The 14,307-nt window shown below is 58.8% G+C and carries 19 protein-coding genes and 1 pseudogene; 18 read left to right on the forward strand and 2 right to left on the reverse strand.

Annotated elements, in window-relative coordinates:
- The 13 genes and pseudogenes from U873_RS0118755 to U873_RS34430 all read left to right on the forward strand — a co-directional run.
- Nucleotides 1-590, forward strand: a pseudogene (locus tag U873_RS0118755) (DUF3102 domain-containing protein); the annotation flags it as partial.
- A gap of 2 nt (nt 591-592) precedes the next feature.
- Nucleotides 593-2,365, forward strand: a complete 1,773-nt coding sequence (locus U873_RS0118760) for a DDE-type integrase/transposase/recombinase (protein ID WP_025129696.1) — start codon at nt 593-595, stop codon at nt 2,363-2,365.
- Nucleotides 2,365-3,546, forward strand: a complete 1,182-nt coding sequence (locus U873_RS0118765) for an ExeA family protein (RefSeq protein WP_025129697.1) — start codon at nt 2,365-2,367, stop codon at nt 3,544-3,546. The genes U873_RS0118760 and U873_RS0118765 overlap by 1 nt, the downstream gene beginning before the upstream one ends.
- 1 nt (nt 3,547) lies before the next feature.
- A complete protein-coding gene (locus U873_RS0118770) occupies nt 3,548-3,868 on the forward strand; it encodes a hypothetical protein (RefSeq protein WP_025129698.1) in 321 nt (106 codons plus the stop codon).
- Nucleotides 3,861-4,148: a hypothetical protein gene (locus tag U873_RS0118775; protein WP_025129699.1), complete on the forward strand. Its 288-nt coding sequence runs from the start codon at nt 3,861-3,863 to the stop codon at nt 4,146-4,148. Before U873_RS0118770 ends, U873_RS0118775 begins: the two co-directional genes overlap by 8 nt.
- The gene (locus U873_RS37260; protein WP_025129700.1) at nt 4,148-4,765 is read left to right on the forward strand and encodes a hypothetical protein; all 618 of its coding nucleotides are present in this window, start codon (nt 4,148-4,150) and stop codon (nt 4,763-4,765) included. The genes U873_RS0118775 and U873_RS37260 overlap by 1 nt, the downstream gene beginning before the upstream one ends.
- The gene (locus U873_RS0118785; protein ID WP_025129701.1) at nt 4,758-5,375 is read left to right on the forward strand and encodes a DUF3164 family protein; all 618 of its coding nucleotides are present in this window, start codon (nt 4,758-4,760) and stop codon (nt 5,373-5,375) included. Before U873_RS37260 ends, U873_RS0118785 begins: the two co-directional genes overlap by 8 nt.
- Before the next feature lies 1 nt (nt 5,376).
- Nucleotides 5,377-5,766 (forward strand): DUF2528 family protein, encoded by a 390-nt coding sequence (locus U873_RS34425; protein WP_025129702.1) that lies wholly within the window; start codon nt 5,377-5,379, stop codon nt 5,764-5,766.
- A gap of 1 nt (nt 5,767) precedes the next feature.
- On the forward strand, nt 5,768-6,208 hold the full coding sequence (locus U873_RS0118795) for a hypothetical protein (protein ID WP_025129703.1): 441 nt from the start codon (nt 5,768-5,770) through the stop codon (nt 6,206-6,208).
- A 1-nt stretch (nt 6,209) separates the two neighbouring features.
- Entirely contained in the window at nt 6,210-6,428 is a 219-nt protein-coding gene (locus U873_RS0118800) for a hypothetical protein (protein WP_025129704.1), read from the forward strand.
- On the forward strand, nt 6,425-6,877 hold the full coding sequence (locus U873_RS0118805) for a gp16 family protein (RefSeq protein WP_025129705.1): 453 nt from the start codon (nt 6,425-6,427) through the stop codon (nt 6,875-6,877). The genes U873_RS0118800 and U873_RS0118805 overlap by 4 nt, the downstream gene beginning before the upstream one ends.
- Nucleotides 6,874-7,245, forward strand: coding sequence for a Mor transcription activator family protein (locus tag U873_RS0118810; RefSeq protein WP_025129706.1), 372 nt, complete (start codon nt 6,874-6,876; stop codon nt 7,243-7,245). Before U873_RS0118805 ends, U873_RS0118810 begins: the two co-directional genes overlap by 4 nt.
- Before the next feature lie 260 nt (nt 7,246-7,505).
- On the forward strand, nt 7,506-7,961 hold the full coding sequence (locus U873_RS34430) for a hypothetical protein (protein WP_157838104.1): 456 nt from the start codon (nt 7,506-7,508) through the stop codon (nt 7,959-7,961).
- A gap of 107 nt (nt 7,962-8,068) precedes the next feature.
- Here U873_RS34430 and U873_RS37085 read toward each other — a convergent pair whose 3' ends face one another.
- Entirely contained in the window at nt 8,069-9,244 is a 1,176-nt protein-coding gene (locus tag U873_RS37085) for a glycoside hydrolase family 19 protein (protein ID WP_025129708.1), read from the reverse strand.
- Between the two features lie 272 nt (nt 9,245-9,516).
- On the opposite strand from U873_RS37085, the gene U873_RS0118825 reads away from it, so the two are divergent.
- The 5 genes from U873_RS0118825 to U873_RS0118845 all read left to right on the forward strand — a co-directional run bounded on the left by U873_RS0118825 (nt 9,517) and on the right by U873_RS0118845 (nt 12,745).
- Nucleotides 9,517-10,029 carry a hypothetical protein gene (locus U873_RS0118825; RefSeq protein WP_025129709.1) on the forward strand — a complete coding sequence of 171 codons (513 nt, stop codon included), beginning with the start codon at nt 9,517-9,519 and terminating at the stop codon, nt 10,027-10,029.
- 157 nt (nt 10,030-10,186) lie between these two features.
- Nucleotides 10,187-10,399 (forward strand): hypothetical protein, encoded by a 213-nt coding sequence (locus U873_RS0118830; RefSeq protein ID WP_025129710.1) that lies wholly within the window; start codon nt 10,187-10,189, stop codon nt 10,397-10,399.
- Nucleotides 10,396-10,749 carry a hypothetical protein gene (locus U873_RS0118835; protein ID WP_025129711.1) on the forward strand — a complete coding sequence of 118 codons (354 nt, stop codon included), beginning with the start codon at nt 10,396-10,398 and terminating at the stop codon, nt 10,747-10,749. Before U873_RS0118830 ends, U873_RS0118835 begins: the two co-directional genes overlap by 4 nt.
- Nucleotides 10,750-10,789: 40 nt before the next feature.
- A complete protein-coding gene (locus U873_RS0118840) occupies nt 10,790-11,965 on the forward strand; it encodes an acetyl-CoA acetyltransferase (RefSeq protein WP_025129712.1) in 1,176 nt (391 codons plus the stop codon).
- A 72-nt stretch (nt 11,966-12,037) separates the two neighbouring features.
- The gene (locus U873_RS0118845) at nt 12,038-12,745 is read left to right on the forward strand and encodes a hypothetical protein (RefSeq protein ID WP_025129713.1); all 708 of its coding nucleotides are present in this window, start codon (nt 12,038-12,040) and stop codon (nt 12,743-12,745) included.
- Between the two features lie 51 nt (nt 12,746-12,796).
- Here the strand turns inward: U873_RS0118845 and U873_RS0118850 are convergent, their stop codons facing one another.
- The gene (locus U873_RS0118850) at nt 12,797-14,209 is read right to left on the reverse strand and encodes an amino acid permease (RefSeq protein WP_025129714.1); all 1,413 of its coding nucleotides are present in this window, start codon (nt 14,207-14,209) and stop codon (nt 12,797-12,799) included.
- Between the last annotated feature and the right edge of the window lie 98 nt (nt 14,210-14,307).

The following is a 14,307-nucleotide window of genomic DNA, read 5'->3' on the forward strand; positions in this document are numbered from 1 at the left end:
GCGTATTCACCACTCGCTTACCGATGAAATTCCTGTCACCGACACTGATCGAAAATGCGAAATCGATTTCGCATTTGGGGAAAACCAAGCTCTACGATTTGATGCTCGAAGATGATGATGAGCTTGCAGCACTAACTGAAGGAGGAACGCTTGCAGGGCTCACATTGGATGAGATCGACCGGATGACCAGCCGCGAGCTGCGCGCCGCGCTCCGCGACTCTCGCGAAAATTCCAAGGCGCAAGGTGAAGTGCTGGCGAAGCGCTCCAATGATCTGCAGCAGGCCAAGGATGAACTTGCCGTGGTCCGTAAGCGAATCCAAGGCCAGCCTCTAGATGTGGTTATCAAGGAGTTGCGTACTGAAGTTTCAGAGCTGGCTTTTGAGGTCGAATCGACTTCATTGGGTAAGTTGCGCGAAGGCTTCATGAAAATGGCGGAACACGCCATCGAGGCAGGCCAGGACCATCGAACCTTTCAAGCTGGTCTGATCCATCAGTTGGAAGTCGTCCTCGCCAGCATTCGCAGTGAATTTCATCTGCCTGCACGCCAGGCCGATACCGCCCCAGTTTGGATGGCTGCGGAAGAGGCCTGAACATGAATCCGGTTCAGACCCAGCTTCTGGCCCAAATTGCCCAACGGGCAGCTAACGCCCCACATGGTCAACGTACCGCTATCTATAAGGCAGGCGCGACCGAGCTGGGCATATCAATCCAAACCCTGCAGCGCAAGCTGAAGGAGGTCTCAGTGACCAAGCCACGCAAACGCCGTAGTGATGCCGGTTCGAGCGCATTGCCGCTGGAAGAAGCGCAGAAGATATCGGCTGTGTTGTTGGAGTCGATCCGCGCCAACAACAAACAACTTTCTACCATTGAGCGCGCCGTTGAGCGTCTGCGTAGCAATGGGCTGATCCTGGCGGGTCGAGTTGATGAAGCCACGGGGCTGTTTCAACCGCTGACAAACGGTGCCATCAGTCGTGCCCTGAAAAGTTACAAACTGCACCCTGAACAGCTTCTCCAGGACGCACCAGCGGTATCGCTGGCCAGTAATCACCCCAACCATGTTTGGCAAGTTGACGCCTCGATTTCGACGCAGTTCTACCTCGCGAACAATGGCGCGCAGGCTATGAACAAGGCCGAGTTCTATGACGGCAAACCCGGCAACTTGAAGAAGATCGAACGCCAGCGCCTGTGGCGCTATGTGATCACCGACCACACCAGCGGCACCTTGTACTTGGAGTATGTGCTGGGTGCCGAGTCGGCCGAGAATCTGTGCGCAGTGTTGATCAACGCTATGCAGAAGCGCCACGAATCGGACCCGTTCCACGGCGTGCCCTGGATGTTGATGACCGACCCCGGTGCAGCCATGACCAGTGGCATTTTCCGCAACCTGTGCCGGGCCATGTCCATCGACCTGATCATCAACCAGGTTGGCAACGCACGGGCCAAGGGGCAGGTAGAACAAGCGCACAATATCGTTGAACGCGAGTTTGAAAGCGCTCTGAAGTTTCAGCCCGCGCATAGCCTGGAGCAAATCAACACCTGGGCCGGTCAGTGGATGCGCTATTACAACGCGACTGCGATTCATACCCGCACCCGGCGCACTCGCTATGGCGTGTGGCAGTTGATCAGAGAGGAAGAGCTGCGCTTGGCACCGAGCGTCGAGGTTTGCCGCGAGCTGGCGGTCAGTACGCCGGAATACCGCACTGTCAGCAACCTGTTGCGGATCTCGTTTCGTGGCGATCAGTTCGATGTCAGCACGGTGCCGGGTGTCATGGTCGGTGAAAAGCTGCTGATTACCCGCAACTGCTGGCGTGACAAAGATGCCGCCATTGCCGTTCTGGTTGGTGAGGATGGGCGCGAGCAATACCACGTCATCGAACGGATCGGCCTCGATCAGTTCGGGTTTGCACAGACCTCGGCCACTATCGGTGAACAGTACAAAAGCCACGCTGAAACTCCGGCTCAGGTATCGCGCAAGGTCCTGGAACAAATCGCCACAGGCACCACCAATCAGGCTGACGCTGAAGCCGCACGCAAGGCCAAAACCGTTCCGTTCGGCGGTTTGATCGATCCTCACAAACACGTCAGCGACACAGTGTTACCGGCCTACATGCCGCGCCGTGGCACATCGCTGAACGTCAACGCACCGACCGTGGAACATGCACTGCTGACCCACGTCGAGGCGGCGAAGTTGCTTCAACCTCGCTTGGCAAACCTCTGGTCTGCCGAATCCTTTCGCTGGCTGCAGCAGGAATACCCCGAGGGCGTTCCCCTGGAGAAGCTAGACGTCGTGGAGGCTGAGCTTAAGCGTCCAGCTGAAGCCCCGCGCACAGCACTCAGTCTGGTACGCGCCGTTGGAGGTCAATGATGCTGAAGCTGAAGCAAATTTTACAAGGGGTCGGCCGTCCGCAGGCAGCCTTGGCTGAGTCGCTGAGTCTCAGTGAAGCCACGATTGCCCAGCTGCTGAACCACGGCCAATGGCCACGCAGTTTGGACAGCGCCGAACTGCAGGGGCGCATTCGTGTGTTCCTGACCGAATCTGGTGCCAACGATGCCGATATCGCTAACGCCTTTGAAGAAGTGGATCTGCCGTGCGCCAACACGGCAGATCCGGCCCTTAATGAAGAGCCGTCCGGGGAGGACGAACCTATGTTACTGCCAAAGCAGACGCTACAGCCAAATACCCGTAAAGCCTTCGGCTTGTTCAGCGATCCGTTCGATGAGCTGCAGTGCGCTCAGGACATGTGGCTCAGCCCTGAAATCCGCTACGTCCGTGAGTTCATGTATCAGACGGCACGTCACGGCGGTTTCCTCGCTGTTGTGGGAGAGTCGGGCGCAGGTAAAAGCACGCTGCGCCGTGATCTTGAGAACCGAATCGCCGAAACCGGTGAGTCCGTGATCATCATCGCTCCCTATGTCCTGGCGTCCGAGGACAACGATACAAAGGGCAAGACCTTAAAAAGTACTCATATCGCCGAGTCGATGATGGCGGCGGTCGCGCCGCTGGCGAAACCCAAGAGCAGCCCCGAGGCGCGTTTCGCCCAACTGCACAAGGCTTTGAAAGAGTCCCATGCGGCCGGGTATCGCCACTGCCTGGTGATCGAGGAGGCTCACAGCCTGCCGATCCCGACGCTCAAGCACCTCAAGCGCATTCTTGAGCTGGAAGTCGGTTTCACTAAGTTGGTCAGCATCATCATGATCGGCCAGCCCGAGCTGAACGTGAAACTCAGCGAGCGCAACGCCGATGTGCGTGAGGTTGTACAACGGTGTGAGCGGGTCACCATGCAACCGATTGACGGCGAGCGGCTGGGAGAGTTCCTGAAGTTTCGATTTGACCGTGCGGGCAAGGTGCTCAGCGAGGTCATTGACGCCAGCGGTATCCAGGCCATTGCTGAGCGTCTGTCTCAGCCAAGCAAGCGTGGCGGCAGTGATGAAACAGTCTCACGACTGTATCCACTGGCCATTGGCAACTTGGTCATCGCTGCGATGAATCTGGCCGCCCAGTTGGGCGTGCCATTGATCACCGCTGATGTTGTGAAGGGGGTGTGAGATGGCCGCTTTGTATCTGGTAGGTACTCAACCGCCACAACCGCCCAGCATCTTGGCGGAGGAGTTCCCGGTGAAGCTGTCGGCCTTCAACGAGTTGACCCGTGAAATCCGCGAGGCCGGTATCACGATCAAGCACCTGGTGTTTGTGGACAACAAGATCTTTATCGACCAGTCCAGCGTTGAGCTGTTTCTACGGCGTTTTGGGCATGAGCTGCGTCGGATTAGCTACTCGCCTGCTGGTCGGTTCACTCGTAATACAGTGACAGTACGCGGGGTTGATGTCGCCTGGTACACCCAGGTGAAGGAGCAGGATCATGAGTGACACCATCGTCCACGCATGTTCAACCCTCTGCAACCCGGATCTCCTTGATGACCAGCAGGTTCGCGCCGAACTTAAGCGCATGAACGACGAGCTGTTCAGCAAAGACCAGCAGATCATTCAGCTGAAAGCGTACGTCCATAAATTGGACAGTGTTTTGGTGAGGCTGGCCAAGCTGCAGATTGCCGGAAATTTTTGCGACACCCACCACGAGTTGCAGCGCCTCGCAGCGTATTACGAGCAACAACAGAAAGCGGCCCAATCCGTAAGGCAGGTGCATTGATGAGCCAGTCCCTAACCGTGGCCATTAAGGCCTTGCGCCATGCGGTCGAGAATGAAAGCCCAACCATGTTTTGGGTAGAGACGATGGAACACGTTTCCTTGTTACTCAAACACATTGATCGTTATGGCCTGTCTGTCGGCAGCATGCCTGCTGAGATCAATGAACACCTACTTGCCTGGATCGTGGATCAAGCATTTGACGGTGCGATTGAGGATGTCAGCGTGATCCGTGACATCTATCAGTTGATTGCAGCGGACCACGCGGCCTTCAGCGAAACGGAATACGCGCAAAAGGCGCCCGCGTCCCTGCAGAGCGTACTGGCCGAGCGTATCCGCCAGATCCAGGTGGAATGCTTCTATCCCGAGCAGGATGACGAGTACATCAATGGTGATCTCGCAATCGCAGCTGCTTGTTACGCCGCCGAAGCATTCGTCCAGGCCACTGAAATCGAGGGCGTCATGCGCATTGTTCCAGAGGCTTGGCCTTGGATGGCCGCGTCCTGGAGGCCTCGCGACCAACGCCGAAACCTGGTCAAGGCTGGTGCCTTGATCCTCGCTGAAATTGACCGGCTCGACCGCGCTGCAGCGAGTCTCCAGAAGGAACAACGCCATGACTGATATCACCATTCCTGCGGGCTTCGTTCGCAATGCCATTGGCCACCTGGTTCCGGTTGACCAGGTGCGCGAACACGACAAGCTCCGTGATTGTGTCGCCCGTGATCTCGGCACTGAGGCTGAGCAGCTCAGCGCAGCTTTGGCTCGCTTTAAGAAAAAAGCATTGGCCGATGTTGCCGATCTGGTGGCCGTTTCATCAGAGCGCTACGGCGTAACGCTTGGCGGTCAGAAGGGCAACGTCTCCATCACCACCTACGACGGCGAGTTCAAGATCGAGCGGGCCTATGCTGACAAGGTTGTCTTTACCGAGGAAATCCTCGCTGCCAAAGAGCTGATCAACCAATGCATCAGTGCCTGGTCCGAGGGCGCCAACAGCCACCTGCGGGTGCTGGTTGATCGCGCATTCAGAGCCAACCGCCAGGGGCAACTGATGGTCAAGGATGTGCTCAGTTTGTTGCGTGTAGAGATCGACGACCCCGACTGGAAAAGAGCTATGCAAGCGCTGAAAGACTCCATCCAGGTCAACGGCACTGCCGTGTACATCCGGGTCTATAAGCGCCAGGGCAATACCGACCAGTACTTGCCTATCAACCTGACTTTGGCGGGGGTGTGAAATGGCCAACCTCAAGAAATACACGCTGGTGGACAGCTGGAAGGAATGGAGCATCACTCTGGAAGTCGACCACGACATTCTGACTAAAGAACGTGCCACAGAGATCAACGGATTTTGGAGCGACGCTGAATATCGCATCAGCGATGAGGATGATGATGTTGTCATGGCCGTCATAAAGATGGCGGCCAAACACCTGACCTACGCCTTTCTGGAGATTGGCGGCGGTGTCTGTGTCGATGATGAGAGCGCTGGATACTGGACGCGTGACAACCTGCAAAACGAAGAAGGCTGGGGTGGAACAGTGAAGGGTTCAGCTTTCGGGTGGTGTGGCATTCGTTTGGTAAGCGCGGATGTCGAGGTGGATCTCGATCTTGAGTTCCAGGGGGATTGACATGAGCAAGACTCTTATTGAATTCCAAGATCATCATCAGGACTTCCTGGTGTGGACCGTCGACGAAGAAGGTTTCGTCACCGAAAGCCGTCCATACCAGACCGATGTCTGGGGAGGGTGCAAGGTCACCAACCTGACCAGCCTCAAGAGTGGTGATTTAGTCGAGTACTCGCGGAATGGGCGTGCCGGTTGTGTGAGGCATCCCGTGCGCTCAGTGCTGCAACTCATCCCGATTGAAATTTCGGTGCGCCAGGACTGGAACGGCTATGTCACCAGCACCGTGCACGGCAAACGAGTGTCGTGCACCTATGACTACGAGTACCCAGTAAAGCGGTTGGCTGAAAAGCTGTTTCCTGAACGACCCAGTAACATCGAGCGTCTTGAGTGTGTGCCAACGGGTCGCCTGCATAGCAAGTGGCGAATCACACCGGAGGGCGCGTGATATGAGCAAGAAAGAGAGCTATGACACCCTCGTTGTGGAGGGCATGGGCAACGATATTCCGCGAGAGATTGGCGGGCTTCGCGTTGCTGCTTGGGCGGCGGGGAACGCCATTGACGACAGGAGTGAGCTGGAAGACTTCATTCGTGACCTGTCCTATGGCGATATCGAAGATCCCCAGCAGGCCGCTATTGACCTGATGGAACGCGGAGGTTGGGCATGAACACCGCGCCCACTAATCCGACCAGGTTGCGGTATATCAAGCTGATCCATGTTGCGCGGCGTGAGATGCGCATGGATGACGAGACCTATCGACTGATGTTGTCTGGAATGTCCGGATTGGACGGCGCGACATCGAGCGCTGACTTGAGTGTTCCAAACCTGCAAAGGGTTTTGGAGCAGCTCAAGCAGCGGGGCTTTAAGCCCCGTCCAAACAAGGTCGGAACGCGGCCACGGGCCAACGATGAGCAGTCCCGGAAGATCCGGTCGTTATGGCTGAAGCTGCACGACTTGGGCGCGGTTCGCGATCCGTCAGAGGAGGCTCTGGCCAACTTCGTAAAAAGCATGACCAAGGTGTCTGCACTGCAGTGGCTCAACGTCGCCCAGGCGAGCCGGGTGATTGAGAACCTAAAGCAGTGGCAGCGCCGTGTGACCAATAAGGAGGTCGTATGAAAGCGCCTTGTAGCGCACCGGGAGAACTCCTTCAGACCTTGGCCGACCATGTGGCTCAGTCTGCCAGGGAAACCCTAGAGATCAGCCCTGAACTCGCTGAGGCACATGGCAGTGAGGTAGCGATGCTGATGGCAAATGTCTGGGGAGGGCAGGTTCTCTACATGCCCAAAGGCGTCCATCTGCAGGCCTCGAAGTTGCATCAGCAAATCTTTGATGAATGGACGGGACGTAACCAGCGAGAGCTGGCAATGAAGCACAATCTGTCTCTAGCATTTGTGTACAAGGTCGTTAAAAGAATGCGGCTGGCAATCATTGCCCGCGACCAGGGTGATTTATTCGCCTCCTATGAAGAGGATGACGAAGAGTAGGCACCAGCAAGAAAGAGCGCTACCTTTCTGCCTATAGCCCTGATCACCAGACTCTGGCCGGGGCTAAACCTAATTGCACCTGCTGCAACACATTTACAGCTCCCATCCCATCCCGTCCAAGCGTATCCAGGAGTGTCCCATGATTATCACGCACACTCCCCTGTATTTATCTCAGTCCTAAACACAATGCGGACTTGTCGAGGCTGGCCAGCTATCCCGGGCAGGCGCAAGCCTTTTACGAGCAACTCCGGCAATCGCTGTTGAACTACGCCAAGGTCGAGGTCGATGAACGTGTCGTCTCGCCTTACTACCGCTCGGAGAACTGGGTGACATTCAGGTTCTATCAGTGGGCCGCCGGTACCGGGCGCAATGGCATCAGTTGGGGTTTTCATACCTGGGATCTGTCCAGTGCAGAGGAGGTCGATCCCTGGAGTTGGTTCGGCGCGAAGTTCCAGTGGCACGATGCTTATTCGGGCAGTGTGCAACTGCCAGACAAACTGCGGCTGTGGCTGGCTTCCCAGGTCGAAGTCGCAGAGGGCTGTAGCGCCCTTGCCGAGAATGACAGCTACAACCTGACGTTCGATCGTCAGGGCATCCGGCTGACGACGCCGGCCTATGGTGATGGTTGTGAACTGGATCGGTCGTTCACCTGGGCGCAAGTGCAACCTTTGCTGGCGGAACCGGGCAGGAAAGCCCTGGCGCGTTTGCGGCACTAGAACGCCAGACGGGCTCCCGAGTACTGAACGGCGGGAGCCCGCAGGTGATGGCCTGGGTCTAGATCAACCCGCGGCCCTCAGCGCTGGTGTGGGGCGATCGAGCCCGGCTATTTAACAGCATTCAGTGCGTTGAGCACCGCGTTGTAGCGGCTGGTGCGATCCGCAGCGCCGTTTTGGCCGCCATTGATGACCTGGGTGATGCCCACAAAGTTGCCGGCATCGGCTTTTGCATTGAAGTTGTTGTTGCTCCAATAGAGGCCAGCAGAGTTACCGGCGTGAGGTTGTTGTTCCAGCAGCTCCGGGTGGTTGATCAGGTCCAGCCCCAGGGCTTGTCCTACCGACTGGTACATCGCTTTTCCGGAGATCTGAAAATAACCCCGTCCCCGGTATTTGAAACCATCTCCAGGCTGGTCATTGCCCATTCGCCCACCGTAGGCAATTTCAGCAATCTGCTGGGGCTGGTAGGCCACCTGTTGCGCTTGAGCAGGGGTGAAACGATTGGGCCAGGAGTTCATGATCGCTGCCGCGCTGTAGTTGAGGTTCTCCGTGACCCGGGTCAGGTTCAACGATTCATGCCCGGCCTGTGCGACAAATGCGGCAACCCGCTCCTTGGTATTGATCTGGTTGGCTCTCATCACGTCTTCGAGGGTGCTGTCGAACGTCAGGGTCTTGGCTGCCTCGAAGTTGCCCAGGCGGGCGTTCAGGTTCTGGATCGAAGCGTTCAGGGAGGCAACGTTGTGGGTCAAGGTAAGGCCGGCCATTTCGTTGTCCATGACCTCGGACAGGTTTTCCCCGTCGCCCTTGAGAATGTCCTTGACGACGTTCTCCTTGGTTCGTGCCAGGTAGTTCTGCTGCGGCAGGCTGGCCAATTGCTGCTTGGCCTGTTCCAGTCGCTCCGACTGTTCCTTGAGCAATTGCTGCAGGATGGGAATCGAGACCTTGATCTGATCGATTGGGGACGGGTTGGCCGCCAGGCCTGCCGCGCTTCTGAGGGCGTTGATATCGGTTTGCAGGTTCTGGTCCAGATGTTCCAGTTCCCACTTGGCGTTGGCTTCAATTTCCCCCCTGGCTTCCAGGTATTGCAGGGGCAGATAGGTGACCCAGTCGACCCCGATGTCCACATAGGAGTCATGGCTGGGCCAGCTTTGCGCTTCGGCCATGGTTCTATCGATGATTTCATTGCCGGGACTGATCCGGCCCAGGTTGACCCTGATAAAACCAATTCGAGTACTGCCGTAGTCGTAGGACGGGTTTGCATAGATGAAGGTAGGGGCTATTTCCATTGTTTATCAACCTTTGCTGAGAGCTTATGTGGATACCCAAAGGCGCCGATCCAGGGTGGAGAGGCATGGGCTTTGGGGTATCGCTATGCACAAATGCATTGATATGCATTTATGCAAACTGTACATGCGTACAGTGCCTCGAGCAAGGCAATAATGATTTTTATTCCGCGTCGGATTCAACGGCTGTGCAGGGTGCTGTCACGCTGGTCGTAGAGCGGCTGAAAGGTTTATCCTGCGCCCGCTCAATTACCGATAGGGATCATCGACCGATCATGCATGACGATTCACACTCGCCAGACTGCAGTTGCTGCCTGGACCACGACAGCGCCCACCAGGGCGTGCTCGACGCCCTGGAATTGATGGCGGGCCACCCCGAGGCCAGCGAAGACGAGATCGTCCAGTTGCTGCTGGAACGTGGCTACTCGCCCATTGCTGCGCAAAAGCTCACGGTCTTCGTGCCTTCGGCGTTCTCCTGGATAGTGCTCAAGCGCCTGGGGGTGAAACACCTGCCCAATCACTTCATCGCCCTGGATGAGGCGGGCCAGGAGGTACGGGTTCCGGTGTCCGGCCAGCACTATTTCACCGCCGCGCTGACCCTGGCCTACAACACCTTTGAAAACGGCTGGAGCAAGATCCTGCCGCGCAAGACCTACGAAATGGTTGCCGACCGCAGCGCCGAAATGGCTGCGGCCAATCAGGCCCTCTATCGCGGCGAATCCCTGCAGGGCACCGCGCTCGAGCCCTTGCGCGTGCTGCGCCTGGATGCCCGGGCGATGCTGGAGTAGAGGCCGGCGCGGTACTTCGTCTGCTTCGCCCGGCAAAGCAGCATCACAACGGCTCAATTGCAGCGTTCTAGTTCCGGTAGCCAGTGTCGCGCGCACTCGCGTGGCGACCAATACCCCGGTCAGGAGCTGCTAGCTGCAAGCACAGTCGAGCAATGGATTGCAGTTTCTATTCGAGAAGAGCAAGGGCGTAGATACCTACTATCTCTACAACGCTGGCAATACCACGATCACGTTGCAGGAGGTGAGGATTGAAACCAATGTGTTCATCGGACGTGCGCCGGGACGCAACCTGACCACTGAATCCCGCGGCTGGATGCACCAGGCCGCGGACTTCGAGCCTTCCACCGACGATAAAACCAAGTCGGCATGACGGTCAGCCAGCTGTATGAAGAGTTCTTCTGCTCCTGGAACCAGGGCATGATCCGGCCCGGCATCCAGATGACGCGTGAGGAGAAACCCACGCATTTTGTCTTCCGGCTGACTTACGCCAAAGACAATCTGCTGGAAATCGGGCCTTACGAGCAGGTCAGCCTGTCCTGCGCCAACTCCTTTTATGGCTTGCCCATCCGTTCTCCGGTGGCGGGGGTGCAATACCTGCCCAACTTGCCGCTCAGGCCGTCGAGCAGAGACCGGGATGATCATCGTGCCCTGGCGTGGCTCGGGCAGGACTTGCTGCTATACATAGTGACCACTCCCCCGTGCGATTCAGGCGCGGGTTGATTTCAGGGACTGCTCGCTACACCTACAGGAGAGCCTGCGCATGAACCACGAATCCGTTTGCATCGTCGCTGCTGCCCACACCCGCTTCGGGCGCCTCGATGGCAGCCTGGAAGACTTGATCGTCGAGGTCACCCGCGACGTCCTGGTGGACGCCGCCATCGATGCCGGGCAGATCGACGCGTTGTATCTCGGGCAGTTCAACTCCGGCCTGGTGCCCGACGGCTTTCCCGCTTCCCTGATGCTCCAGGCCGATCCACAGTTGCGCTTCAAACCTGCCACCCGCTGCGAGAACGCCTGCGCCTCCGGCTCGGCGGCGATCCAGGCCGGGATCAACGCGATCCGCAGCGGCGCCGCCGAACTGGTGCTGGTGGTGGGCGCGGAAAAGATGACCAGCAACAGCACTGCCGAGGTCACCCGGGCCCTGGCCGGTGCCGGTTACCAGAACGATCCGCAGGAGGCCGGCCTGAGCTTTGCGCAACTCTTCGGTCAGGTGGCCCAGCGCTACACCGAGCGCTACCAGAGCCCGCTGGCGGCGATGGCGGCGATCGCGGTGAAGAACCACGCCAATGCCATGGCCAACCCCCTGGCGCAGATGCACCGGGCCATGGACTTTGCCCATTGCAACAGCGTGTCGGCGAGCAACCCGCTGATCGCCGACCCGCTGCGCCTGACCGATTGTTCGCTGATCAGCGACGGCGCGGCAGCGATCATCCTGGCCTCGCCCCGGCGCGCCGCAACGTTTCGCCGTCAGGTGGCGATTCGCGCACTGAGCCAGGTGAATGATTTCCTGCCCATGTCGCAGCGCGACGTGCTGGCCTTCGAAGGTCCGCAACTGGCGATCCAGAGTGCCTTGCACGGTGCTGGAGTGGGCCTGGACGAACTGGGTTTTGCCGAGGTCCATGACTGCTTCACCATCGCCGAGTTGTTGATCTACGAAGCCATGGGCCTGGCGCCCAAGGGCGAGGGCCATCGGGCCCTGGACGAGGGTTGGGTGAATGCCGACGGACGCCTGCCGGTGAACCTTTCCGGCGGCCTCAAGGCCAAGGGGCACCCGGTGGGCGCCACCGGGGTGTCGATGCACGCCCTGGGCTTTCGCCAGTTGATCGGCGAGCCCATCGGCCTCGCCGCGCGCTCGCCGGAGTTCGGGCTGCTGTTCAACATGGGTGGCATGGCGGTGGCAAACTATGCCTCGGTGTTGCAGGCCGTCAGGGTTTAACGATCTGGGGGGCGATCCGGGGGCTTCTGGCTCGCGCTCTACATGTCACATTGCGATTCTGGAGATTGACCATTGAACAAGTTGCCCTTTTTCGACCCCTATCCCTTTCAGGAGGAGGACCGTCGGGATGAGTTTGAGCAGAGATTAGGTTTGTTTCCTGAAGTGATGAGTGGGCGAACCGCACCACGAGCCCCTCTGGTTGCCGGCTGTGCAGAAGACTTTTTGATGCACGCCATTGCTGGCAACGGAGCCTGTGGAGGCCTGCCCAATCAGTTGGAATGGGTGCTGGAAGATACTTTGGAGTACGACCAGTGGATCAATAGAATGCCGGTGATAAGCGCCGACTCTCCGTTTTGCCGATACAAGAACGACACGTGCCGGGCTGCGGTTGAAGCTACGCACGGTGCACTGCAGGACTGCCCTGCGCTGTCGGGCGGGCAGGTACTGTTTCATGGCGGGATGTGGTGCTCTGGCAATGACAGCTTGACCACTGACCGGGCCTTGTCCCTGTCCTTGAGCGCGGCGGTTGCTGTGTGTGAAACCCGCCACGACCTGGAAAAGGAGGTGTGGCTGATCACTGTCAGCCCTGCTTGCGTGACTCCGGTGTTTGTCTATGAGGGGCGCCCCAGCCGCACAGTGCTCGATGAACTGGACCCTCTCAAGCATGAGCTGGAAGTGCTGGTGCGGGCCGGTGCTCGTTTCGAGCGCCATGGCAGTGAATCGGTCCTGAGCCGCGACGGTAACACTGAGTACCGGGTTCATTATGTGACGATGTGCTGAGCCTGAGGATGTGTATGCAGGCAACGGCGCCATCCCTGGCGCCGCCTTGTGTCAGCGCGGGTAGGCCGCCTGACCATGAACCCGCCCCTTGCGCCCGGCCGTGAGGCGGTAGGCAATCCCCAGCCAGATGAACCACGCCGGCATCACGCACAGCGCCAGGCGGGTGTCCGGGCGCAGGGCCAGCAGCCCCAGGACGAACAGCAGGAAGGCCAGGGCGAAGCCGGCCATGGGCACGCCGCCGGGCATTTTGTAGCGCGAGCGGGCGTGCAGTTCCGGGTGCTTTTTGCGGTAGGCAATGTAGGACGCAAGGATGGTCGACCAGGTGAAGATCACCAGGATCGCCGACACCGTGGACACCAGGGTGAAGGCCGTCATCACCTCGGGGACGATGTACAGCAGCAGGACTCCCAGCAGCATCAGCAAGGCACTGAAGGCCAGGCTGGCGACTGGCACGCTATGGCGCGACAGGCGCTTGAACAGGCGGGGGGCGTTGCCCTGGTCGGCCAGGCCGAAGAGCATGCGGCTGGCGGAAAACACCCCGCTGTTGGCCGAGGACGCGGCGGAGGTCAGCACCACGAAATTGACCATGCCCGCCGCCGCCGGGAAGCCGGCAATCAGGAACAGCTCGACGAACGGGCTCTTGTTCGGCGACACCTGCTGCCAGGAGGTCACGGCAATGATGCAGGCCAGGGCCAGCACGTAGAACAGGATGATCCGCAGCGGGATCGCGTTGATGGCCTTGGGCAGGGTGCGGTGAGGGTCGCGGGTTTCCGCCGCGGCTGTGCCGATCAGCTCGGTGCCGGCGAAGGAGAAGATCGCCATCTGGAAGCCGGCGAAGAACCCCAGCAGGCCATTGGGAAAGGCTGCCTGGCGATCCAGCAAGTGCCCCAGGGAGGCGGTCACGCCGGAGGGTGAGACGAAGGCCGTGGCGATCAGCACCAGGCTGACGCCGATCAGGGTGACTACGGCAATGATCTTGATGATGGCGAACCAGAACTCCACTTCACCGAACAGCTTCACCGTGAGCACATTGAGGGCGAACAGGGTCAGCATCATGGCCACTGCCGGCATCCAGGCCGGCACCTGGGGAAACCAGTACTGGAAGAAGCCGCCCACCACCACCGCATCGCCTACCACCGCCACGCTCCAGCTCAGCCAGTAGGACCAGCCGAGAAAGAACGCCGCGCGCGGTCCCAGGTAGGCGCCGGCGAAGTCGGCGAAACTCTTGAACGACAGGTTCGACAGCAGCAGCTCGCCCATGGCGCGCATCACCAGGTACACGAACAGGCCGATGATCATGTAGATCAGGATGATCGAGGTGCCGGACATGGCGATGATCTTGCCCGAGCCCATGAACAGCCCGGTGCCGATGGCGCCGCCCATGGCCATGAGCTGGATGTGACGATTGTGCAGGGTGCGTTGCAGCGCCGGGCGTGCCGGGGCCGGGAGCGGATCTGGAGTCATCTCAAAACCTCTTGGTCTTATAGTTGTCGAGTTTTGGCAGGAGCAGGTACGAGGGGGCAGGGGTTGTTGTTTCGGTGCATCAAGGTCGGGGGCTGCGG

Origin of the sequence: Pseudomonas sp. PH1b (genome assembly GCF_000633395.1) — a bacterium.
Taxonomy (GTDB): Bacteria; Pseudomonadota; Gammaproteobacteria; order Pseudomonadales; family Pseudomonadaceae; genus Aquipseudomonas.